The organism is Brucella cytisi, assembly GCF_038433355.1.
Taxonomy (GTDB): domain Bacteria; phylum Pseudomonadota; class Alphaproteobacteria; order Rhizobiales; family Rhizobiaceae; genus Brucella; species Brucella cytisi.
In genome coordinates this window covers 1-21,244 of record NZ_JBCAUP010000046.1, presented here as the reverse complement: position 1 = coordinate 21,244, position 21,244 = coordinate 1, and the positions used below count along the sequence as shown (strand labels likewise).

The window sequence follows — 21,244 nt, the reverse complement described above, 5'->3', positions numbered from 1 at the left end:
GCGGCTTTGATCAATTGACGGATGGTTGCCGACTTATGGCTGCCGAGATTGTCCATGACGACAATGTCGCCTGGCTTGAGCACCGGGACCAACTGCTGCTCGACATAGGCGCGGAAACACTGGCCGTTCATCGGTCCGTCGAAGACACAGGGTGCTGTAAGCTGATCGTTTCTCAAAGCGCCCAGGAATGTCAGCGTGCGCCAGTGGCCATGCGGTGCAAATGCCCGCAGTCGCTTGCCTTTTGGACCCCAGCCTCTGATCGGCGACATGTTGGTCTTGATCCAGGTCTCATCAATGAAGACCAGCCGTTCGGGATCAAGGTGATTTTGCAGGGTCTTCCAGCGCTGTCTTTTGCGAGCGACGTCGGCACGAGCTTGCTCAAGGGCGAATAGTGTTTTTTTTGAAGCGCAGCCCTTCACTGCGAATGAATTCCCAGATCGTATTGTGCGAGACGGAAATACCCCGCTCGGTCAACGCCGCCTTCAGGCCATGGAGTGTCAGGTGTGGGTTCTCGGCGAGCCGTTGCACAATGATATCACGATGCGGTTCGAGTATCCGCTTGCGGTGGCCGCCCATCTTGCCGGGATGAACCGATCCGGTCGCACGATGGCGCTGGGACCATTTTACGACTGAAGATGCGGCAATTTCAAACCGCGTCGCCACTGAACGAACGCTTTCGCCACTCAGCACGGCGGCAATAACGCGCTCTCGAAGATCATTCGATATCGGTGCGGTCATCCAACGCTGGCCTCCATCCAGCCAGCATCAGTGAATCAGAACAAAACTGATTTGGGAAGCGCATTCGATTCAGAGAAAAACGGAAACGCTCTAATGGATCGTCATGTTACCCGGGACAAATCCGACACGGTGTCGGTTCTCGGTCTCCTCTCTCTCCTCATATTCTGTCCACAGACTATCCGCCTTCCTGTCGCAATAAGCAGCCATCCAGTTCCAGAAACGTAGCTGCAGAGATAGAATCAAACGCATTGCAGTCATCCCCGGCTCGGCTCCTCGAAGCTTGGCGCATAAATGCCGATCACGCGGCCAACGAGGCAATCACACGAATGATCGAAGCTGTCGCCTTCACTGGCATACGGTCCCTCGCTCCAAGCGCCAGTGACCATCTGGGCCTGCAATGAACTGATCCCGCGGCAAGCCTTCTGAATGCTGCCTGTCCAGCTCCCGACGTATCTGCCGCAGTTCGTCGTTTCGCACGGCTCCGACTTCCCATCCATCTTGAGGCCGATCACTGCACCGCCACGTGATGCCAGTTTTCCGGCGCACCATGCAGATATGATGCTGATGTCGTCTCGGCCCGAAGCTGACCACATAGAGCTCGCCGTGTACCGGCTCTCGATCGTTCTTATCGACAATGACAAATTCCCCTGGTCGCACGTGGGGCATACTGCTGGCGTCCGTGCACGGAAAGGTCACGCACCCCTCCAGCACTTTCTCGAACATCACCAAGGCGCGAAGGCCCGGCTGCATTGTGACAATCTCACTCATGTGACTTCTCCACCTTACTGGCATTTGCTGCCTGCTGCGAAATAGGGTCTTGCTGGGATTTTGCGCTGCCAAACATGACCGGCCAGCCTTTGCTGTGGCTGCGAGGAAGGATCACGGCCATGAACTCGCCATCCTGCCATTCGTCCAACGCATCTGACATATTATTTGCAAGGTCATTCAATTGGTTGACGGGCAGCTTCAGCGATGGAGCGTCTACACCACTCGATGCGAAGCCGTACCGATAGCCGCGGCTAGCATCTGGAAAGACCATCGCATACTCAGGACGATCACCGTCATCGACGCTGGCCAACGTGTCGGATACCCACAAGCCGCACCCGCAGTCTTTGCTCATCTTCTTCCATGATTTGGCGTCCACCTATTTTGGTGGACACTTCATGCCTGAGAGCACTGCGCTTCAGAAGGTGTGCAGAAATTCTGCGCTTACGTAAAAACAACGAAAATATTAAGCGATTTAAGTATTTTTCATCAATTAAATTAACCGCAATATATTAATAGTTTGACAAACTTTATTTAACCACTAAAATAAAACCATCGAGATTTTCTTGCTGAGCTTTGATCCTTGCGCGATTAGCACCGTGCCCTGAACGAAAACTCCCTTTAAAAAATCGTTTCATCTCTGCGTTTTTCAAACGCAGCTATCAATATTGCTATGAAAGGGGTTCACATGAACACCGGCACAGTTAAATGGTTTAATGCAGCAAAAGGCTTTGGCTTTATTCAGCCTGACAATGGCGGCTTGGACGCATTTGTTCATATTTCTGCAGTTGAGCGCGCAGGCTTGCATACGCTCAATGAGGGCCAGAAACTGACTTATGACCTGGAACAGGATCGTAAGTCTGGGAAAATGACTGTTTGTAATTTGCAGGCAGCGTAAATGAGGCTTCTTCTTTCTTGTGACCACGGATGTACTGGCACGAATGAAAGAAGTTGGCTTTAGGGTCGGGCATTCGCCCGACCTTGTTTATTTTAATTGTTCGGCAAGGGAGCCAACACGAAAGAGAGAGTAAAATGAATAACCATGAAGAGAATATCGGCCTTACCGTACCCGCCACTAATCTTAGCATATTGAAACATGCTGTTGCTACGCCGCGCGAGATTGAAGACGCGCACAAACAGATGTCATCCCCCTCAGAAGATTGGACAAAGCTTTCCAATATACTTAGGCGGTCATGCGGTGGCTCATCGCGAAAGCGTTCTTTTCGTAGATAAGCGCCCAAAGGGTGTGCACGACTGGCTACATTTACCTTCGCGTTTCCACAGCTTTCAGCCTCTCCGCGAAGTATATGATCTTGTTCAAGTCATACATTCGACTGGCCGCGTCTTTTTCCCCGAACCGATAGCAAGCCTTGAAGATGTTGCCGAGCGCAAAGGACATGCCTTTCTGCTCGATCAGATCGTTCAGTTCAATCGCTTGTGGCGGTAGCTTGTAGTAGCTCGTGCTGCCGCCGTCGGAGGTGATGGCACGCGGGTCATAGACGGGCTGGCCTTCTAGGACTGCACCTACGCGCGCCCATTCAGCCGTCTCACGGTCAATTCGTGCATCTGGAACCATTAGATTTCCTCTCTCACTTTCCGCTTCGGCTCTTCGAATTTCTCGGTTACTGCCCCGCCCGCAAGCAGTCCCCGTACCGAAGTCAGCTTATCGCGAACTAGCGGACGAAACCGACGCGCCGCAAACGGCGGATTGTCATATCCGAACTGCGGGCAGATGCCTCGATCGACGCCCTTCAGGTGAACGCCGATGTAACTGCCCTGTGTGTAATGCTCGAACGGGCGATCCAGCTTATGGTGTAGACCTCGCCTTCCTTGATCTCGATGAACTGCTCAAAGCCGACCTTGGCGTCGATGCAGACGACCTGATCGCCAACGTTGAAGTGGATCATGGCGTCTCCCCGATCATTTCGAGGGCTTTTGTATAGCGCACCCGATGTTCCTCGTCGTCGCCGTAAGTGCACAGATTATCGCGCAGGTCTGCGATTTTGACCGGTCGCGCGATAGGGTTAGAGCAGGCCCTTTTGACAAACACTAAGTAATCTTCGTCATCGCGACGGGTGATCGCATTCAAAGCCAGCACGATGTCATCATCAAAACCGAACGAATAGATATCGTTCAGGGAGGTATTCGTGTGCTCGATCATGTCGTGCATAACAGCGAGGATCTGCGTTTCGCGCGTCTCCTGAGCCATCATAACGCGCAGTGGATGCAGAATGTACGGATCGCCGTTATCGCTCTTCTGGTCCATATGCGCCGCTGCCGCCACCGCAATTGCTGTTTCAAGGTTACTCATGGTTTTCTCCTGCGGCGCTTTCAAGCAGCTGCGCTTGCTTCAATATTGCGGAACTCGACCAGCACGCCAAATCGCTTGGCCCGATCAATGCCTTCGATCATACCACCGCTGATGCCACGGTCACTGTAAACAACGCATTTCTCCGCTACGTGATACCATGCGAGGCCAGCCTCAATGCCCCACTTGTGTTCAAATTTATTGCGGTCGTCCAGCACTTGCGTGTGCAGCAAGTGGCTGACAATGGGCGCTTCGCCTCGTCGCAGGCTATCCAGCAGGCAGGAGCGGGCGTAGGCCTTGTTGCGCTCAACGTCACCGCCGTAGGGGGATTCGATGATGACGAGTGCCGGTCGCTGGGCAACTGGCACAAATCTATAGGCCGTCACGAAGCCCATAAATGTATCCCGCTTCAACTCTACCTTGTATCCGGGTGGCGTCTCTGGCGGGTCAACAAATCCTTCAAGTGCAATCCAGCCGCATGGCACATTGTCGTTATAAGGTGTTGGCAGGTAACTTATAACCTTCCCGCCTGCCCTCTTCTGCCGCCCTTCAACAGCCGCTCGCGCGGCGCGGTCTTCTGCTTCTTCAAGCATATTTTTCCTCGTTTTTGTGGTGTGGTGGTTAGTCTTATGGTTAATGAATAGAAAATATCACATTGATTTTATTTAATGTTTGCACCTTCGTCTGTTCATCTGGCGTTCAGTTCGCTCCCGATATCTTGCGGACAACAAAGGAGAGCATTCATGTTCAAGAAAGCTGTACTAGCCGCCATCGCAATAACTTTCGTTGCCGCACCAATGGCACAGGCTCGCGATTATCATCACAGCAAACCTGCTCCACATCGCTATGAGCCACAGCGCCCGCATCACGGTAAGGAGTTTTATCGCCATGATCGCCGCGACTATGGCCGCCATCAGTGGTCGAAGGGGCAGCGTTACAGCGATTGGCGTCGCCATCAGGAAATCCGCGACTACAAGCGCTATGGCCTTCGTAAGCCTGGCCGTGGCCAGCATTGGGTAAAGGTCGACAACCAGTACCTTCTCATTGCAGGGGCCACCGGACTGATCGCAGGCATTCTCGCTGCACAATAGGACAACCACGTTAGAGGCGGGCAAATGCCCGCCTTTTCTCTTTAGGCTGCGGCCTGCATAGGCTTGTTATCGTTGGCAGGCGCGATCCCGGTAAGCCTCCGCGCGACGCAGGAGTTCTTCGTGTGGAAGGCGCGCACCCGCGCCCTGTCTGTCATGGGACATACAGTCTTCTCGTGTTTGGTTGGTAGTCGTGGTGATAGGCGCTAAAAATGGCATACGGTGGCCTCATGCAGGCGCAACAAAAAAGGCCCGCTGCTGGCGGACCCGAAATTGCGCAAACTGTGATGATGGTTACAGGCCGACCTTGTAGGCCTGCTCGATATCGGTCACCGGAAAGAACGTGAGCCCGTGCAGCTGCTTGGCCGCAAATCCAGAGCTGCAGATGAACCCCGCGACATATTCGTCGTTGATGCGCGCTTCGCCATGCTTCGGCCTCGTCTTTCGTAGGAGTTGGAAGTCGCTCGGCTTTGCCAGCGGCAATAGCGCGATTAGCGCAAGGCGTGGTCACCAAGCCGACGTAGCCTGCCGGATACCGGATCGTCACAGCTGCAATGGGGATGAAGTCGTAAGTGGCTGTGAAGTGGAGCCAAGGCATGTGAGTTTACCTTTGGATAATTACAGGACCCGTAAAAACACCGTACGTTGCCAATCGGGTATGGCGGGCTTTCGCGCACGAGCAGAGGTAAAACGATGAAAAAGTCACTGGATGATATGCAATACGACTTCGGAAAGATTTTCGTGACGGCAGGAATGGCCCCGGTCTTACTCAGCCCTTTTCTACCGGACCATCCATTTGAATCCACCTGGACTTTTTTCGTGAGTTCAGCGGCACTTATAGTTGGAATACTTCTGCTAAGAGCCTCAATGAAATAATCTTGTGCGATTGGATTAGATCGTAAAAAGGCCTATGGGAATCGCGCAGCCATCGTGTTGCGCGACCAGGGCATCGATTACTCCACAAGAAAAAGGGCGCCGTAGCGCCCTGAATTCAGTACCATCTTCTCTTGTAATACCCATCGCGGTAATAGTGCCGATGATGATTACGCCAGCCGTTGTGTCTGTAATAGCGGTGTGAATGCCAGCGTGGTCCACGGTAATGCCGGTGATGCGAGCGCCAATGGTTGCGCTTATAGTAATGCCGCTTCTTCCAATGTTTCCGTGAATGATGTCCGCGATGATCCCGGGCCTGCTCAACATTCGAGCTAACGTCCGGCTTTGCAACATTCAATGTTGGTGCGGCTTGCGCTGCACCAGCCCCAATAAGCAGCCCGATGCCCAGAACCCCAGCAATAAGTCCTTTAACAAGCTTCATTCTGCATACTCCTTTCAAGACGCATCCTGAAAGATTATGCATGAACTTGCGATGAACGGACAATCGGAGCGCTATTCTTCCACTGGCAATGTGCGCCACCCCCGATATGGTGCCAGAAGCGCCCGAACATGACGCGGCAGAACGGCATTGTCTTCGGCCTTCATGTCAGGTTCCCGGTTCTCGTACAGATCAGCCGCGACTAACAAAATTGCTGCCGTGATAGGCGGCGTCACCACAATGCCGTCCGGCAAGGTTGGCGTCGCGCCCGTTCCCACGATCTCACGGTCGACATATTCGACGACGATCGTTTCAGCCGCAGCCAGATATACTTCAAGCTCGGCATCCTCGTCGTCATGAAACACACGGAGATGTTTTTCCAGTAGATCAAGCTCAACCAGTGCCATCACCACCACCCTCCGGCGGCGTTTCAGGCTCCGGTTCTGGCTCGGGGCTGGGTTTGGATCGACGATTCCCGCCCCGGTGTAGCTCGCCACCCGGCGCTTGCGTGTCTTCACCTGCAAGGTTGCGCGGTCAATTGCCGCTCACGTAAGCGTTGCCAACGGGATGTCTTGCAAAGCTTGCGGTAAGCAGCGGCTTCCGTGCTGCGACGATCACCTCCAAGCAACTTAAGAAACCAATATAAGTAGCTGCTTGTCAGTCTTGAACATGTGTGATTTCTTTCGCCGGCGATAGGTTAAAGGAGAGGAAAATTGCCTAAACTCATCATCAAAATCTTACCAATTTTGCTACTTCCGTTGGCGATTACTGGGTGTGTAAGTACTGAGGATCAACAGGCGGCCGATCAACAGAAATGCTCATCATACGGCTTTGCACCAGGTACTGACGCTTTTGCGAACTGTATGATGAATAGGGACTGGAAACGCGACGATGACCAGCGTCAAACTATGCAGTCATTAGAACAGCAAGACAGACGAGACAGACAACGACTAAATCAATTAGATAATACTGCGGGCACATCGGCAGGGATGATTGATAACCGCCCTCAATTTGATAAAGACGGCAACCCAAACTTTGACACTCAAGGTAATTATATCGGATGTCACGGCGTAGGTTGCCAAGTGGATAATCCTGACTCCAATTAATTTCACTCAATGCCAATTGGTTGCGGGCATCGGGATCTAACCCACGACCCCTTGCCCCCAGTCAAGTGTGCTAGCCGGCTCCCTGCATCAAGAAATATCCGAACTGGAACAGACGTGGTTGCGCTGCGTTCCTTAAAGACGAACAGTCGGGAGAAGGAACGATGAATAATAACGAGATGAAAGCCTGCATTGACGCTTGTTTGGCTTGTTATCAGACATGCATCGGGATGGCGTCTACCCATTGCCTTGAGGAAGGTGGCGAGCACGTTGAGCCCGTTCATTTCCGAACAATGCTTGCTTGTGCCGAAATATGTAGGACGTGCGCACATACCATGCTTTTGAGGACGCCTTTACATCAGGCGGTGTGCAAGGCTTGCGCTGAAATATGTGAGGCCTGTTCCAAAAGCTGCGAAAATCTCGATGGGATGGACGAATGCGTCGCAGCTTGCGATTTATGTGCCGCAACATGCCGGGAGATGGCTGCTTAGTTGCTACGCAAAACATGCATAAGAGTGGAACAATTCATTGCTCTTCCCCGTTTCGGTTTGGCAATTCAAAAGGAGAATGAAACGGCACAGACAACCGAAGGCATGCTTTCCGAACAGATTGACACACTGCGCAAGGAAGTCAGCAGTCCATGCCGTTGGTAGCGGCAGGATGAGGGTGGAGCGGCACAATAAATGCGGTGTTAATGGACAGGTACAAAGCGAGGCGTTACCCTGACGAGGGGCAAGGCGCTTTGCGGTCCTCCAGCTACACCATTCACCGGGGGCGTCTTGTCGCCAACCTCAGTTCAGGTTGTATTTTTGAATTGGCCAGAATCAGGAAAAGCGCGCACTTCTCAAATTACGAGAACTGCGCGCTTTGTGCGTAAGTTTCTATATAAGAACTCTTACGCACCAAAAGCAGCGTGCATTTGCGAACTTCTTTTAGGGTTTTTCGAGAAGTGCGCAAAAAGAAGTGCGCAGCATCAGAAGTTGTCTTTTGATTGTGACAGCGGGTTGTATAGTGGGCGATTTGTCTCTAACCAAGGCTAGAAAGATAGGAAGCGACGGCAGTCCAATTTTCGCCTACTGTCGCTTCTAAGGAGATCGACATGGGCAAGCGCAAGATGGTATCCGACATCAAGAAACCGAACTACGAATACGGAAAACCGTTGACGTTCTTTGAGGCTCAACTGTTCTCAGTCATTTACAAGTTCTGTCACCGTCTCAGCATCCGTATTCTTATTCCTTTGTGCAATTTTCAGCGTTTGGTTCATTAATACAGGGGGAACCTACGGCATTATGGGCAAGAACGGCATCACTCCCGATTGGTCGCAGCAATAACAATGCGGGACCAAAGCCCCGCTTTCCAGACCCTCAGTAGCCACTTACTAGCGTAACAGCAGGAACTAGAACTTCGCACCGAGCCGCATTGCAAAAGCGTGGTCTCGCGCGCCAGAGCCGCCGAAGCTGGTCTGATATTCGATGCCGAGGGCATAAGGAAGCCCGCCAAGCGCGCTGTAGCCCAATGCGGCCCGGCTCGATCCTTGGAAATCATGCGCGTATTCTGCCCGCAAGCCCGGCGTCAACCTCCCCCATGTGCAGTCGTTGCCAATATTCCGCCTCTTGTTGGGGCCGCCCGCCAATGGCGACTAAAATGTAAGGCTGACGAAGAACGGTGGGAACGAGAGCGCCACGAGAAATACGAGCAGCAGAGACTAAAAGAAATCGATGACCGGCCAGCCTCAGAATGACATCATTGGGCAAGACAGCGCCTCGCAGACCTCCATCCATTCAGGGACGGCGCCCATAGTATTTTCACTCGAATTGCGGCTGTTAAAGAGCGATGGCAGTAACTGCTGGCTGCCTACCGTTAAAGCAGCGTGCATTTGCGTATGCTTTTTAAGGTAACCCCGAGAAGTGCTCGTTACCTAGGGTTGTATTTTTATTGTGACAGCGGGCTGTAGAAAAAGGCTGGAAACGGCTCTTTGGGCGTGCTCGGATCTTGTTTCAAAACCAGATTCAGGATTCAATCGCTAACGGGCAAAAGGGGCAATCATGCACACTACGAAACCAACACTTGCTGACATGCGGCACGTTTTGGTCGAGGACAATTCCGAAATCGCGTCCTGGTAAGCGTGTGACTAACACAAGCCTCGATTGGCTGTCGCTGTCGCAAACTAGACTTAGTTTAGCGGGTCGTCTTTGAGGGGCCTCGTCTGCAAGCAAAAATCCAGACTTGATCTGGAACGGCACGTTCTTTGCACGTTGCCATGGTTGCTCGTTTGCGCCGCCAGTTAGGATCAATCCAGCCAACGAGGCAACGCATAAGCTAAAATCCTAAGCGAATTAATCATGCGATATGCCCCCCGAATAAGCGGTAACATACTATAAAAACAGTGGCCTGGAAGTCGATGCGTTGGTAATCTTCCCTCATGAAAAAAGCGAAGCTCAAACCCCGCTTTCTTATTCGTAATTCAACCTCTCAGTCGCTTCTCTACACGCCATCAATGAATTCAGATATCGTATTGTTTCCTGGCGAAATCACCAAGACCAGCTGCGTCCAAATTCTTCAACGGCGCCAAAAAAGTGACCTGAATAACCCCAGGATCGCGCCCTATCTCAATTGCACCATTAACGGTCGCACGATTGCGAACTTCGCCTACAGTCATTCCAAGTAGTTTCGCCGCCCTTTCGAGCCCATTCACAATGGCAGCATTCATATTGGGAGCTGTTCCGATTACTGAAATCGGCGCAACTTCTTCAGTCTGCTCGACGCCCCATTGCGCGGCCAACTTTGCTGCTTTCAGTTTTTCATCAGCAGTAAACGGTCGCGCCAGCGGTGGAAGGTCTTCCAGCAAAGGGAACAACACAGGTCCGTCATTGTTGTAATTTTTGAGAATTTCAACTTGAAGCGTCACGCTTCCTGCAACGTCCATGGTGTGGCCAGCAATTTCCCCATCCCCCTGAGAGGCGTGCATATCTCCCATGTAGACGCCCGCACCCTTTACCTTCACTGGGCATACCAGGACTGCACCGGCGCGAACCGCATCGATGTCCATGTGGCCATCTGTCTTATGTTCAAGAAGCTGCTCAGACGTCAGTGCGTAGCTGTGAGGAGCACCAACAAGGAAAGCACCGAAATCACCGGCGTTGTGTGAATCAGGCATCGCAATAGACGGCGTCGTGCCGAGCTGCCCTAAGAATGGCCGCATACGAACGATAGCGCCAACAAGATCAGCCGGCGCGTAGTTCAGGATGGAATGCTGCACGGAGTTATCTGGTAGCGACGCGTAATGGTCTGCATTCTGCGCAATCTTTTGTGCGGCATGCTGCGGCAGCGTGAGGCCAACCGACTGCGTGTCATCGAAAACGACCGTGTAGCCATGCTCCATCGTAAAGGGCTTGATAGCTTCTCCACATTTGTTGCATTTTACGGAATCCTGCCCAACGCCTTCGATGTGCGTTTCAGGCCAAACTTCATCGCAAGTGGGGCATCGTGCTGCCACGAACGGATCACCGAGACAAAATTGATTGGACACGGTGTCATGGCCAGACGCCGTTGCAAGAGATGTCACAGAAATATCTCGAATGCGAATGACTACGCCATCTCCTACTTCCGCCCCATCAACGAAAACTGGCTTGGTGACTTCATGCCCACCGCGCAATCTGGGCGTTATCATTGGGCCCCAGCAGCCCGGTGCAGTATTCGCTATGATTGTGCCGCCATTCTGCAATGGTCCAAGCATTGGCTCTTTTGGATCGAGCACGCTGTTGGTGAAGCCATCAACCACAATGCTGCGCCGTGCGCCTGAAAAGTTGCCGTCCGCCATAATAGCCCTCCTATCAGCTTTTCATGAACTGTAGCCGCGAGACGCATTTTTGCGAACTAATTTTTTGCGTCTTTAGGACGCAACCGTCCGCACGAACGTCGTCGTTTTCCGTTGCCAGAGCGCACAGGAAACCCACAGACAATTCACCGGATTTCCACAGCTTCAAGATCGCGATTGACTCTCACCCCAGATGAGAACATTTTAGGAACGTCAGCGGGCGGCGCTGATGAAATCCAGACACGTTAGGTGGCGTGTGTGTCTGCTTCACTGGAGCATGACAATGAGTGCGGTTGCGCAGGAAAATGAATACGACGACGAAATTGAAATGGTTCTCGCCTACCACAAAGGCGATGTGCGGGCTGCGATAGAGGCGCTTCTCAAGGATCGGGATTTTCTCGTCAAGGAAATCGAATATGCCAGTCTGGCTATGTCGATGGGCTTTGCGCGAGGCTGGAAGCCGACGGTGTTCGTGAAATGAGCGCAGATCCCGTGGTGAGCCGCCAAAGACGCTTATCGATAAGCATTATCCGTTTCAGGTCGTGCTGTTCTCGACCGATGAGCTGCGCATCAGGCTTTTGGAAGTGATTGCGGACGAACACCGGCTTGGCGCTTGTCGGCTGAATGGCTGCGTATATCATGAGAGCCATTACTTCTCGATTGTGAAATTCCCGGCCAAGGAAGGCCAGCAAGAGTTCATCCAGCTATACGGCGGCGTTCCCTACGACCCGACCGACAAGAAATCCAGGCCGTGGGAGACGTATTTTGATCGATGAAACCGCGACCGCCTTACCTGACCGAAATGCCGGTATCGACCCGGATCATAGACCTGTTCAAATGGCACGAGCTATACGGGTTCTGTTGCCGCTGCGGGCACATTGGATCAGTCGATAGAGAGATGATCCTGCGCAAATATGGAACACATACCTGGTTCGTCGACCTGCACCGACGCATGCGATGCCGGGCCTGCATGACAAAGGGCTATGCCCGGTTTGGAATTACGAAAATGCCCAAGGGATAATAAACGGATACAAGAACGACAACGCACACGTTGCCAAGGCTAAAAAGCTGGCTCCCTATATCAGCATCAGCAAAAATACCTTCGCTGAAATATCAAAACTTACTAGGAAATTGCGGAGTTCATCGTGAGCGAACGAATTCGATACCAGCTGTCTGCCTCAGTCTTTGTCTTACTCATGAAAGATAATGAAATATGCATGCTCAAGCGTGAGGGAACCGGTTGGATGGACGGATCGTTCAGTATTCCAGCAGGAGGTCTCGATGACGGGGAAACCATTCGCGCTGCGGCAATTCGAGAGGCCTATGAAGAAGTCGGCGTCAAAATCCTACCCGAGAACCTACAATATGTTCACACTTTGCACAGCAAAACCGGGAACCAGACATGGCTTGGGCATTTCTTTCGTACGACAGCTTGGGAGGGAGTACTCGAATTACGTGAAACTGATAAGCACAGTGATCTACAATGGCGGGACATCAACACACTTCCCACCGAAACCATCCCCTATGTGAAGCAGGCAATTCTGTCTGTGGCTGCTCAATCGCCATATTCAGAATTTGGATGGTAAAGGTAGACACCACCGTCATATCGTTTGAGTTACGGCTAACTCTGGTTCCGTCGCGCTCATAAGCAGCAAGGCGAAGATGCACTCACTGGACGGCGTAAATAACCGCGCTATTCTCTTCGTAACGAGGAGGCGTGCATGTGCAATCTGTACAATATCACCACGACACATGAGGCCATGCGCCGTCTGTTCAAGAAATTCTCGGACCTGACGAACCGCGTCGATCCGCAGATGGATATCTTTCCTGACTATCCGGCCCCTGTTCTGCGAAACATCCATGGTGACGATCCAGAGCTTGCGATGCTCCGGTGGGGCATGCCTACACCGCCGATGTATATGAAGGGCGAAGCGGATCCCAAGACCAAACGAAAGCCGCTGCACTGGTTCGCGCTGAATGAGGAAAAACCACTGTTCGCGTTCGCTGGCATCTGGACAAGCTGGAAAGGTGTGCGAAAGAAAAAGGACGTTCCGGTTGAGGTCGATATCTTCGGCTTTCTCAAGACCGAACCGAATACCGTGGTGAAATCCGTTCATCCGAAGGTAATGCCTGTGATCCTCCGCACCACAGAGGAAATAGACACTGGGCTACGCGCTCCAACGGATAAGCCAAGGAAATGCAAAGCCCCTACCCGACGCCGATCTGATGGACCTCACGCCAAGCAAAGACAATAAGGAAGCGCAGGTAAGTTTGTTCTAAGATGGCAGAATGAAAGGACCGAAGAATAACGGGCCAGAGTAGCGGAACAAAATCACGGCGGAGCCGTTTCATTCAAGGCAATGACACTGCCTGGTGCAAGCACATTTCTTTCACCACTAAAAACGCCGCTGACGCAGCCCTGCTTAGTTCGTCCCTCGGCAGGACATCCTTCCAATTACTCGCTGGGTGCGTACGAAGCTCAGCGGATAGAACGCGGGAAAGGACATGCGCCTCATTTGCCAAGCGTGGCCCCGACGCCTGCCGAAAGCGTCGGGGCTTTATTTTTTATGGTCCGATATTGTGCGTTCCGTTTAGCGCTTTCAAATTAACTGGCTCAGAATAACGCCAGTACTTGCGCTACAAACCACAACCAATGCCAGAAACTTAGGCAATGACAATTGTTCGATCCATCGAACTGCCCACAAACGCGGCTCTTCGACAGTTTCTTTGCTGTACATTCTCCCCTCCCTTTTGGGGAGGTCTTTTATCGTACGGTCAAAAAACTGTCACCACTTTCTTTCGTTTATACTGCCCCTCCCCTCCACTTTCTTAAGCCTTTCCGCGAAATATATGATTTTGTTAAGATCGTACATTCGACTGGCCGCGTCTTTTTCTCCGAATTGATAGCAAGACAAGCTGTACCCTTCCCAGAACCGACAAAAGCGCTGTCGGACGGAAACCTATACTTAATCCCGCTCCATTGCCAGCAAAGTACCTCCTCATAGGTAGCTCGTCACCTCTACTCGAAAAACAACAGGCGTAACATGAGGATTGCTGCCGAAAGCTCATCACTTCAAATAAGAGACTTTGCATATCGCGATTATTTACGCCGCGAACATCATCGTCTCGATATTTCGTTATCGCTTCTGATAGTCGCTTCCCAACGGGCATCTTCACAATTGATCTAAATCAAAGCCCCATCCATTTCTACGGAGTAGAAGTAGCCTACACAATCGCGAAGGAACACCACCGTGGCTGCCCAGGAACTCATCGAAGAAGTCGCGACTGCGATCGAACAGTGCGGATGGGAAGACGTCGATGTTCTTCAAGTGAACGAAGTCATGGCGATTGCCGCCCTAAGAACTGTCTACTCCGCCCTCATTGAGCACGCTCGGCAAACCAATAACGAAACCATAATTCGCTGGCTTGCCGCGAGCCCGATCGGAACTACGATAATCCAAAATTAGGCCGGCACCATTTTCTTATGTCCTCCCGCGCGCCGTCGTCCTCGTCGCCATGATGTTATCAATCCGCTTCGTGACCTCGTCGATGCGGTGCGCGGCGCTTTCGATTGCTCGCATGATCTGGGGCGCCTGCTCCTGCATGCCGGCCTTCGTTGCTAGGGTCCCTGCTACGCGTAGCTTGTAGTCAGACAGCCCCTGCCGCGTCAGACTGGCAAGAGTTGTTGCAGCTTCGGCTTTCGCCGCATTGCGCGCTTCGGATTTTGAAATATGGCTTTCCACGTACTTCCAGAGACCGAACAGAAAGCCCATTAGCATCACGATAAAGCCGACGACGGCCATGATTTCAGCGCTGGTCATCCGGCGGTTTCCTTTGGATTAGACATAGTTAATGCCGTCCTTTATGGCCGTTTAACGTCTAGTATGGCAACATTCCCGAATGAAACCACGCCTCGTTCGACATATTGTTCATGCAGTGCTGCGCGTGTTGTGCATTGCGTTACCGATTGTGCTGGCCCTCAGCGCAGTTGCCCTGATTGCCAACTACGAGGAAGGCCGAAGCTTAATGCCTGCAGATAGAGTTCCAGGCGCCACTGAACCGACCTCGAACTAGCCCTCACGGCCGCACCCCGCAAAGCTTTTCCAGTTTTGCGTTCTCCGCGAGGATCTGGCGCTTCGTACCGTCGGTCAGGCTATCCTCGAAGCTCGGGGGGACAGGCCGGGCTACGTCGCAGTGGCTACCGGCTGTCACGCATCCACCGAGACAAAGCAGCGTCAACATCACCGCCGCCAAGCTTGCTCGTTTCATCTTCGGTTCTTCCTTGTTTTGTTGGTGGCTTTCAGCCGGTCGGCGGTGGCGCTTGTGGTTTTATCCACCCTGCCCTTGAGGTAAACGCCCGCCAGAATCACAAGGGCCGCAGCGATAGCCACGGCCCAGACTGTGATCCTGGAGCGGAGGGAACAGCCAGCCATAATTGACGCCGGTGTTTCCCATCCTGCCGCCATAAACCTTGTTAGCCAAGGCCTGCGGGTTACGTACATAAGGCTGGGCGGCAGCTACCTTGCTAAACCGCGATAGCCAAACCTGCCTGATACGCGTCGCACTGGTGTAATTGAGGTTTTTCTCGATCGGCTGCATCTTGCCGCCGGTCTCGTGGAATGCCGTCGCGAGCACATAGGCCAGTTGATTGTCAGGCGGACCTCGGCGTTCAGCTTCAGCCAGAATTGCCGACGTGCCGTCGACCTGCGCCTAGCTCAAGCGCCCGCCAAAAGGCGCGCGCCTCGCATACGCGTAGAACGTTGTTTTGTTCATTTGGATTTCCTGAGATTTTGAGAATGCGGTTCTTGAAATCGCCCGTCGGGTCACTAAATCGAAATTGTCATTCCAACTTAGCGTTCGATCAAATGGAGGTTCCGATGAGCGACCGTTTGTTTGACAGTCCTGTTTTTGTAAAGGACGGCGAATATTTAATCCAAGAGATTGCAAGCATCGAAGATGCTATTGATTTCCTATATGAATGGCCCGACGATCAGCGCGACATCATTTATGAGGATACTTGGAAAACGTGCTGCGACGCACAGAATGGGCTTAAGCCGGTTCGCGTAGCGCGTGCCGCATTCGAAGGCTTCGCGAGAAAGCGCAATCTGCTGGAACAGCCGGAAGCGGCAATCCCATGGATGACGAGCAAAGCCTCGAGCGGCGGTAGAATTCCGATGTGAGGCCGTGTCATGCACTGGTATTTTCTGATTGAGGGAACAATTCTCGTTGCGCTACTCTGGGTCATATCAATGCTCTTCTGGGACACCAGACGAAGACAGTGAATCCAAACCCCGGCTGGTCCGTTTTTTTGTTGAGGAAATTGACGACAGAGGGTTGCCCGTAAAATGGGCAAGGGCCATTACCGCCTGATCTTTCCCCAAGACAAAGGTAATTCAACAAATGCTAGTTAGATGGTCTGGCTTCGGAATGGTTTCCGTTTTTGTATTGATCGCAGGTATGCTGGGCGCGACTTTTCTACTGCGACCTTATTTTATGCAGACCATGGCGCTTCATCCAGCGGCCTACGTCGCTAACGGAATCGGCCTCATAACCGGCGCAGTAGCAAACCTGTTGGTCGCTGCAGCTTTCAAGAAGATTTCAGCAGACACCTATCACAGTTTCATGGGTATCAGCATGATCGGATGGTCAGTGATTGGAGCGGTCGGCGGTGTTGCACTCGCTGTGTACGGGTGGACGCTGTAAACGCTGCGCCTATGTTATACTTCGTCGGCGGACCCATCGTATTCGCCACACGTGAAGGCGCCTAACCCCGGCAGGTTGGGAGACTCGTCGGGGTTTTCATTCATCCCGAAATAGATTGTTTACAATTTACGAGATAAATGTCGATCCAGCACTTATCACTGCTTTCAGCGTGGTTTCCCAAAGTGCGCGGCCCCAGTTCAGTGAAACCTTACTGGGGCCTTTCTTGATTCTTTCGGCAAAGAAAAAACCGCGGCAGTGGGCGTCTTGCAATATTGGGTTCGTTCGGATTAATTAGCCCGCATCAAAAGGCGGGGGTCTTTATGTTTTGGTTTAACGTTGTTCTATCCATCGCTGGTATTGGAATATTAGCGGTCGGTGGGCTGGCTTTTGGAAAGTCAATTCTGAGCAAACGGGATCAATAACTGAATTCTTTTTCAACCTAGGCGACGCTCAGGATTTTTTCTCCGCTACATTTCGGGTCGTCTTGGCTAACCGGAGCAGCAGACAAGATTACGCGCCCGTCCTCATCGTAGTTCCTCTGGTAAGTGATGACCCTCTCCGACCGGCCAGCGATCCAATTTGAACTGTAAGCGTCAGGAGCGGCGAGCGTCTCAGGCTGCTCAACCTTCATAAGGTCAGTCGTTCGAAGCTCGCCATCATGCCGGGGCGCATGCGGTTGCATGCCATGTATACTCCTCGTGTTAGTTGCGGTGGTGGGTCCATGCCGTTAGTAGCGGCAGGATGAGTGTGAAGCGGCACACTAAATGTGGTGTTAATGGACATGTCAAAAGCGAGACGTTACCCTGCCGTGGGGCAAGGCGCTTTGCGATCCCCCTGCTACACCATTCACCGGAGGCGTCTGTCGCCATCCTCAGATCAGGTTGTATTCAGGAAACCGCAAAAATCTGGAAAGTGCGTAGTTCTCAAAACGCATAGAACTGCGCGCTTCGTACGCGATAAGAACACATGCGCATCAAAAGCAGCGGGCATTTGCGAACTTCTTTTAGGGTTTTTCAAGAAGTGCGCATTATCAGGAGTTGTATTCTGGTTGTGACAGCGGGCTGTATCAAGAGGTATTTTGGGGTGAGACCAACGACGGCTCCTAGTTCACGACAACTATACTTTCCTCCTTGCCTAAACCGACAAACACCCTCAACTTAAACGCCGCCATCACAGAAGGTGCAGTCGTCTGCTAGCAGCACCCACGGAAACTCGTTAGGTGACCACTCGAGGTTAGGAGTTTGACAATGATCTACCCAGTTCACGATAACAGTGGAACTCGTATAGGCACCATCATGACGGAGAAGGATGGTGCCCAACAGGATATCTGGGTTGCCTACGGCGTCAATGGGCAGCGAAAAACGCTACCGTCTTGGGATGAGGCATTCAAATGGGTTATGGAGTTAGCGGTCCAACAGTCCAAGAACTAATATAGTTACGACTGCACTCAGAATAGTCAAGAAAAAGCTGAAATAATTATTCGACAGCTAATAAACTTTCTGCAGGAAAGCAACGGAGAATATGAACCAAGCTTCTCTGTAGCGCAGAGTCAGTAGAAAAGGTAGTAGCGATTTCTTTGTTTCCAGCACTCGTTATGCAGCAAGGCTCACGACCTAATTCCATAGCATGCTGTTAAAGCCATCGTCGGCACCATGAGAGGACAACAACTTGGGTTTATTCGATTTCCTTAAACGGAAGAAAATGCCGGCCACGATAGAGGAAGCAATGGCGTCCCAGGCAAGCGACTTTATAAGCGCTTTCTCTGGTCAAGGCTCTCCTGTCGATGCAAAAAAGCTCGACTATTCGGAATCCTCATTGCAACTGGTGGATAGTATCTTACACGATTTCTACCTGCAGAAAGCTCAATTGCCCGAAGATCTCCATTTTCTGGCATCTGCATATGTGTCCGAAACGGCTCGACAACAGTTCGGCGGTCGTTACCTACGAGCTGATAAGGATAACTCATTCGTGCTGGTTATCGGTGAACCTGAGTTCCAGGTTGGAGTTCTGGTGATGGCAAAAGTTAAGAATCGCTCTCTCAATGGGCCAGAAGACAGTATCCCATTCTTCTACGAGGGAATTGCACCTTTGGTCGAACGCAAAGCAAACGCGACACTGACGTGATTGCCACATTAATTATGAAATGAAAAACCCCCGCGCGATGGCGGCGCTTTTGAATGTAGCGATAGCGGGTTGTAGGTTTCTTGCGGGCTTATGGTGACCAATAGGAGTCGCGTTGAACAAGTCGTGATTATCAGTCATTGGCACTCCTCGTGTTTTTATTGGTTGGCTGGCGTATAGTATCAATTTCAAAATAATTTATCGTTAACTATTTAATAACTTTTACTACAGAATTACAAATTAGTCACAAAAATTACAAAATTGTAATTTTGTTATGTCAAATTTCGATGCTATTTTTAGTAACGTTTCATTTTAATATTGCCTAATGAAGCGAAAGCCGCTTCGCTGTTCCCTCGCATCGGAGCGGCTTCTCTATTTTATGGTTGTAGTTATAAATATTGGCAACCGTTACATTCTGTTATTTCTTATTTATCCACGCTGCGGATATGTTGTTGCATGCAAACCTCCTTTGGAATGCATCCGCATCGCGCACCCAAGCCCCCCCGCCCAGGCGCGATGCGGATACCCTTCGAGGTCATAGCAACCGTTTTAAGCATTGCCCTCCCTGATTTTCGCTCCATCTTTTATCCTTCAAGCCCATTTACAGCTGGAGGCAATCATGAGTGGCGAACTCGAAAAGCAGCTGGAGATCGAAGAACTTGCGAAGCAATTTTTTGAGCAAGAAAACCCGAATCCCGATCTGAACTGGGACGCAGCGGTTGGCAAAATCGTAAGCGGAGCTAGCGTCGGTGGTAGTGTTTCCGATGAGCTAAAGGAAAAATACAGGGCCAAAGCCGCACAAATTCTCCGAGACCGGGCAGAAGGGAAAGACGGTTAGCCTCCATATTCCATGTTTAGAACGGAACCTCATCCCGATCTCCGCCATTTATGCCGGCTCATTATCGTTATTCGCCTCTCGCACGCTGTCATTCGCAGTGCCTGCGATGGCGCTATTGTTCAACGATTGACAGATGCCGCGACTGGCTGCATCTGTCTGGTCGGCTGGGGTAGTACTTGGCAAGGAAATCGCGGCGTAGAAGCGGCTTCAGCCCTCTCGTGTTAACCGCGACGTACCGGCAGGCTGGGGTAATGGGTAGTGCCAGACCCACAACAGCCTGCTTTTCTATTTTGCGGACTTGTACTACGACCAGATTGTGGCGCCCCCCCTGCCCTCACTGAGCAGTTGCTGTAAACGTGCTGGGAAAACCATGGCCTTACCTTTTTTAAAATCAAGTCGCTAGAGCGTTTCACCTTTTAACGGAACCATATCCGGCGTTTTCCAAATAGTTTTGGCATTCGGCGGGCTGGATGGTTTCGACCAGCCTGCCGATATGACGCCATGTGTCTTCGATGGTGCGCTTTTGTGCATTTCTCATCCAATGCTTGATCTTGGAAAAGGCTTGTTCGATCGGATTGAGGTCCGGCGAATAGGGTGGCAGGAACCAGAGGCGCGCACCGGCGGCTTTGATCAATTGACGGATGGTTGCCGACTTATGGCTGCCGAGATTGTCCATGACGACAATGTCGCCTGGCTTGAGCACCGGGACCAACTGCTGCTCGACATAGGCGCGGAAACACTGGCCGTTCATCGGTCCGTCGAAGACACAGGGTGCTGTAAGCTGATCGTTTCTCAAAGCGCCCAGGAATGTCAGCGTGCGCCAGTGGCCATGCGGTGCAAATGCCCGCAGTCGCTTGCCTTTTGGACCCCAGCCTCTGATCGGCGACATGTTGGTCTTGATCCAGGTCTCATCAATGAAGACCAGCCGTTCGGGATCAAGGTGATTTTGCAGGGTCTTCCAGCGCTGTCTTTTGCGAGCGACGTCGGCACGAGCTTGCTCAAGGGCGAATAGTGTTTTTTTTGAAGCGCAGCCCTTCACTGCGAATGAATTCCCAGATCGTATTGTGCGAGACGGAAATACCCCGCTCGGTCAACGCCGCCTTCAGGCCATGGAGTGTCAGGTGTGGGTTCTCGGCGAGCCGTTGCACAATGATATCACGATGCGGTTCGAGTATCCGCTTGCGGTGGCCGCCCATCTTGCCGGGATGAACCGATCCGGTCGCACGATGGCGCTGGGACCATTTTACGACTGAAGATGCGGCAATTTCAAACCGCGTCGCCACTGAACGAACGCTTTCGCCACTCAGCACGGCGGCAATAACGCGCTCTCGAAGATCATTCGATATCGGTGCGGTCATCCAACGCTGGCCTCCATCCAGCCAGCATCAGTGAATCAGAACAAAACTGATTTGGGAAGCGCATTCGATTCAGAGAAAAACGGAAACGCTCTA

General features: G+C 52.0%; 27 protein-coding genes and 1 pseudogene. 13 read left to right on the top strand and 15 right to left on the bottom strand.

Going from position 1 to position 21,244, the window contains the following annotated elements; translation table 11 throughout:
* From AAE521_RS26105 to AAE521_RS26095, 3 genes and pseudogenes are all read right to left on the bottom strand, one after another.
* Positions 1-738, bottom strand: a pseudogene (locus AAE521_RS26105) (IS630 family transposase); the annotation flags it as partial.
* Positions 739-992: 254 nt separating this feature from the next.
* Positions 993-1,331 (bottom strand): hypothetical protein, encoded by a 339-nt coding sequence (locus AAE521_RS26100; protein ID WP_143132727.1) that lies wholly within the window; start codon positions 1,329-1,331, stop codon positions 993-995.
* Positions 1,332-1,498: 167 nt separating this feature from the next.
* Positions 1,499-1,858, bottom strand: coding sequence for a hypothetical protein (locus AAE521_RS26095; protein ID WP_071631195.1), 360 nt, complete (start codon positions 1,856-1,858; stop codon positions 1,499-1,501).
* Positions 1,859-2,191: 333 nt separating this feature from the next.
* Here AAE521_RS26095 and AAE521_RS26090 point away from each other — a divergent pair, with 333 nt between their 5' ends.
* Positions 2,192-2,401 carry a cold-shock protein gene (locus AAE521_RS26090; RefSeq protein WP_029928430.1) on the top strand — a complete coding sequence of 70 codons (210 nt, stop codon included), beginning with the start codon at positions 2,192-2,194 and terminating at the stop codon, positions 2,399-2,401.
* Positions 2,402-2,767: 366 nt separating this feature from the next.
* Here the strand turns inward: AAE521_RS26090 and AAE521_RS26085 are convergent, their stop codons facing one another.
* From AAE521_RS26085 to AAE521_RS26070, 4 genes are all read right to left on the bottom strand, one after another.
* Complete coding sequence (locus AAE521_RS26085) at positions 2,768-3,079, bottom strand: hypothetical protein (protein ID WP_342062929.1); 312 nt, start codon at positions 3,077-3,079, stop codon at positions 2,768-2,770.
* 175 nt (positions 3,080-3,254) lie between these two features.
* Entirely contained in the window at positions 3,255-3,410 is a 156-nt protein-coding gene (locus tag AAE521_RS26080; protein ID WP_235817603.1) for a hypothetical protein, read from the bottom strand.
* Entirely contained in the window at positions 3,407-3,814 is a 408-nt protein-coding gene (locus AAE521_RS26075; protein WP_071631192.1) for a hypothetical protein, read from the bottom strand. The genes AAE521_RS26080 and AAE521_RS26075 overlap by 4 nt, the downstream gene beginning before the upstream one ends.
* 20 nt (positions 3,815-3,834) lie before the next feature.
* Positions 3,835-4,404, bottom strand: coding sequence for a DUF7768 domain-containing protein (locus AAE521_RS26070; RefSeq protein WP_235817602.1), 570 nt, complete (start codon positions 4,402-4,404; stop codon positions 3,835-3,837).
* A 150-nt stretch (positions 4,405-4,554) separates the two neighbouring features.
* Here AAE521_RS26070 and AAE521_RS26065 point away from each other — a divergent pair, with 150 nt between their 5' ends.
* Positions 4,555-4,902 (top strand): RcnB family protein, encoded by a 348-nt coding sequence (locus AAE521_RS26065; RefSeq protein WP_071631191.1) that lies wholly within the window; start codon positions 4,555-4,557, stop codon positions 4,900-4,902.
* A gap of 291 nt (positions 4,903-5,193) precedes the next feature.
* On the opposite strand, the gene AAE521_RS26060 is transcribed toward AAE521_RS26065, so the two are convergent.
* The 3 genes from AAE521_RS26060 to AAE521_RS26050 all read right to left on the bottom strand — a co-directional run bounded on the left by AAE521_RS26060 (position 5,194) and on the right by AAE521_RS26050 (position 6,729).
* Entirely contained in the window at positions 5,194-5,382 is a 189-nt protein-coding gene (locus AAE521_RS26060; protein WP_071631190.1) for a hypothetical protein, read from the bottom strand.
* 508 nt (positions 5,383-5,890) lie between these two features.
* Positions 5,891-6,214, bottom strand: a complete 324-nt coding sequence (locus AAE521_RS26055; RefSeq protein ID WP_167375524.1) for a hypothetical protein — start codon at positions 6,212-6,214, stop codon at positions 5,891-5,893.
* A 71-nt stretch (positions 6,215-6,285) separates the two neighbouring features.
* Positions 6,286-6,729 carry a head-tail connector protein gene (locus AAE521_RS26050; protein ID WP_235817601.1) on the bottom strand — a complete coding sequence of 148 codons (444 nt, stop codon included), beginning with the start codon at positions 6,727-6,729 and terminating at the stop codon, positions 6,286-6,288.
* A 195-nt stretch (positions 6,730-6,924) separates the two neighbouring features.
* On the opposite strand from AAE521_RS26050, the gene AAE521_RS26045 reads away from it, so the two are divergent.
* Both AAE521_RS26045 and AAE521_RS26835 read left to right on the top strand, forming a co-directional pair.
* Entirely contained in the window at positions 6,925-7,317 is a 393-nt protein-coding gene (locus AAE521_RS26045; protein WP_342062928.1) for a hypothetical protein, read from the top strand.
* Positions 7,318-7,478: 161 nt separating this feature from the next.
* Positions 7,479-7,805 (top strand): four-helix bundle copper-binding protein, encoded by a 327-nt coding sequence (locus tag AAE521_RS26835; protein ID WP_071631186.1) that lies wholly within the window; start codon positions 7,479-7,481, stop codon positions 7,803-7,805.
* A 905-nt stretch (positions 7,806-8,710) separates the two neighbouring features.
* Here the strand turns inward: AAE521_RS26835 and AAE521_RS26035 are convergent.
* Together AAE521_RS26035 and AAE521_RS26030 are read right to left on the bottom strand one after the other, a co-directional pair.
* Positions 8,711-8,878 carry a hypothetical protein gene (locus tag AAE521_RS26035; protein WP_167375523.1) on the bottom strand — a complete coding sequence of 56 codons (168 nt, stop codon included), beginning with the start codon at positions 8,876-8,878 and terminating at the stop codon, positions 8,711-8,713.
* 939 nt (positions 8,879-9,817) lie between these two features.
* On the bottom strand, positions 9,818-11,134 hold the full coding sequence (locus tag AAE521_RS26030) for an acetamidase/formamidase family protein (RefSeq protein ID WP_071631184.1): 1,317 nt from the start codon (positions 11,132-11,134) through the stop codon (positions 9,818-9,820).
* 280 nt (positions 11,135-11,414) lie between these two features.
* Between AAE521_RS26030 and AAE521_RS26025 the strand changes: the two genes are divergently transcribed.
* From AAE521_RS26025 to AAE521_RS26005, 5 genes are all read left to right on the top strand, one after another.
* Positions 11,415-11,612, top strand: coding sequence for a CUE domain-containing protein (locus tag AAE521_RS26025; protein ID WP_029926949.1), 198 nt, complete (start codon positions 11,415-11,417; stop codon positions 11,610-11,612).
* Between the two features lie 61 nt (positions 11,613-11,673).
* On the top strand, positions 11,674-11,907 hold the full coding sequence (locus AAE521_RS26020) for a hypothetical protein (protein ID WP_235817600.1): 234 nt from the start codon (positions 11,674-11,676) through the stop codon (positions 11,905-11,907).
* A gap of 369 nt (positions 11,908-12,276) precedes the next feature.
* Positions 12,277-12,717 (top strand): NUDIX hydrolase, encoded by a 441-nt coding sequence (locus tag AAE521_RS26015; RefSeq protein ID WP_071631181.1) that lies wholly within the window; start codon positions 12,277-12,279, stop codon positions 12,715-12,717.
* A 135-nt stretch (positions 12,718-12,852) separates the two neighbouring features.
* Positions 12,853-13,386 (top strand): SOS response-associated peptidase family protein, encoded by a 534-nt coding sequence (locus AAE521_RS26010; protein WP_342062927.1) that lies wholly within the window; start codon positions 12,853-12,855, stop codon positions 13,384-13,386.
* Between the two features lie 996 nt (positions 13,387-14,382).
* Positions 14,383-14,598 carry a hypothetical protein gene (locus AAE521_RS26005; protein ID WP_071634536.1) on the top strand — a complete coding sequence of 72 codons (216 nt, stop codon included), beginning with the start codon at positions 14,383-14,385 and terminating at the stop codon, positions 14,596-14,598.
* Positions 14,599-14,613: 15 nt separating this feature from the next.
* Here AAE521_RS26005 and AAE521_RS26000 read toward each other — a convergent pair whose 3' ends face one another.
* Positions 14,614-14,952: a hypothetical protein gene (locus AAE521_RS26000; RefSeq protein WP_071634537.1), complete on the bottom strand. Its 339-nt coding sequence runs from the start codon at positions 14,950-14,952 to the stop codon at positions 14,614-14,616.
* Between the two features lie 256 nt (positions 14,953-15,208).
* Positions 15,209-15,400 carry a hypothetical protein gene (locus AAE521_RS25995; protein WP_071634538.1) on the bottom strand — a complete coding sequence of 64 codons (192 nt, stop codon included), beginning with the start codon at positions 15,398-15,400 and terminating at the stop codon, positions 15,209-15,211.
* A gap of 608 nt (positions 15,401-16,008) precedes the next feature.
* Between AAE521_RS25995 and AAE521_RS25990 the strand changes: the two genes are divergently transcribed.
* From AAE521_RS25990 to AAE521_RS25975, 4 genes are all read left to right on the top strand, one after another.
* Positions 16,009-16,311, top strand: a complete 303-nt coding sequence (locus AAE521_RS25990) for a DUF982 domain-containing protein (RefSeq protein WP_071634539.1) — start codon at positions 16,009-16,011, stop codon at positions 16,309-16,311.
* A gap of 247 nt (positions 16,312-16,558) precedes the next feature.
* Positions 16,559-16,834, top strand: coding sequence for a hypothetical protein (locus AAE521_RS25985; protein ID WP_071634540.1), 276 nt, complete (start codon positions 16,559-16,561; stop codon positions 16,832-16,834).
* Positions 16,835-18,502: 1,668 nt separating this feature from the next.
* Positions 18,503-18,958 (top strand): hypothetical protein, encoded by a 456-nt coding sequence (locus tag AAE521_RS25980; protein WP_143132898.1) that lies wholly within the window; start codon positions 18,503-18,505, stop codon positions 18,956-18,958.
* A gap of 616 nt (positions 18,959-19,574) precedes the next feature.
* Positions 19,575-19,793 (top strand): hypothetical protein, encoded by a 219-nt coding sequence (locus tag AAE521_RS25975; RefSeq protein WP_342062926.1) that lies wholly within the window; start codon positions 19,575-19,577, stop codon positions 19,791-19,793.
* Between the two features lie 409 nt (positions 19,794-20,202).
* On the opposite strand, the gene AAE521_RS25970 is transcribed toward AAE521_RS25975, so the two are convergent.
* A protein-coding gene (locus AAE521_RS25970; protein ID WP_144405900.1) for an IS630 family transposase occupies positions 20,203-21,151 on the bottom strand; the annotation gives its coding sequence in 2 pieces (ribosomal slippage) (positions 20,203-20,814 and positions 20,816-21,151; 948 coding nt in all).
* Between the last annotated feature and the right edge of the window lie 93 nt (positions 21,152-21,244).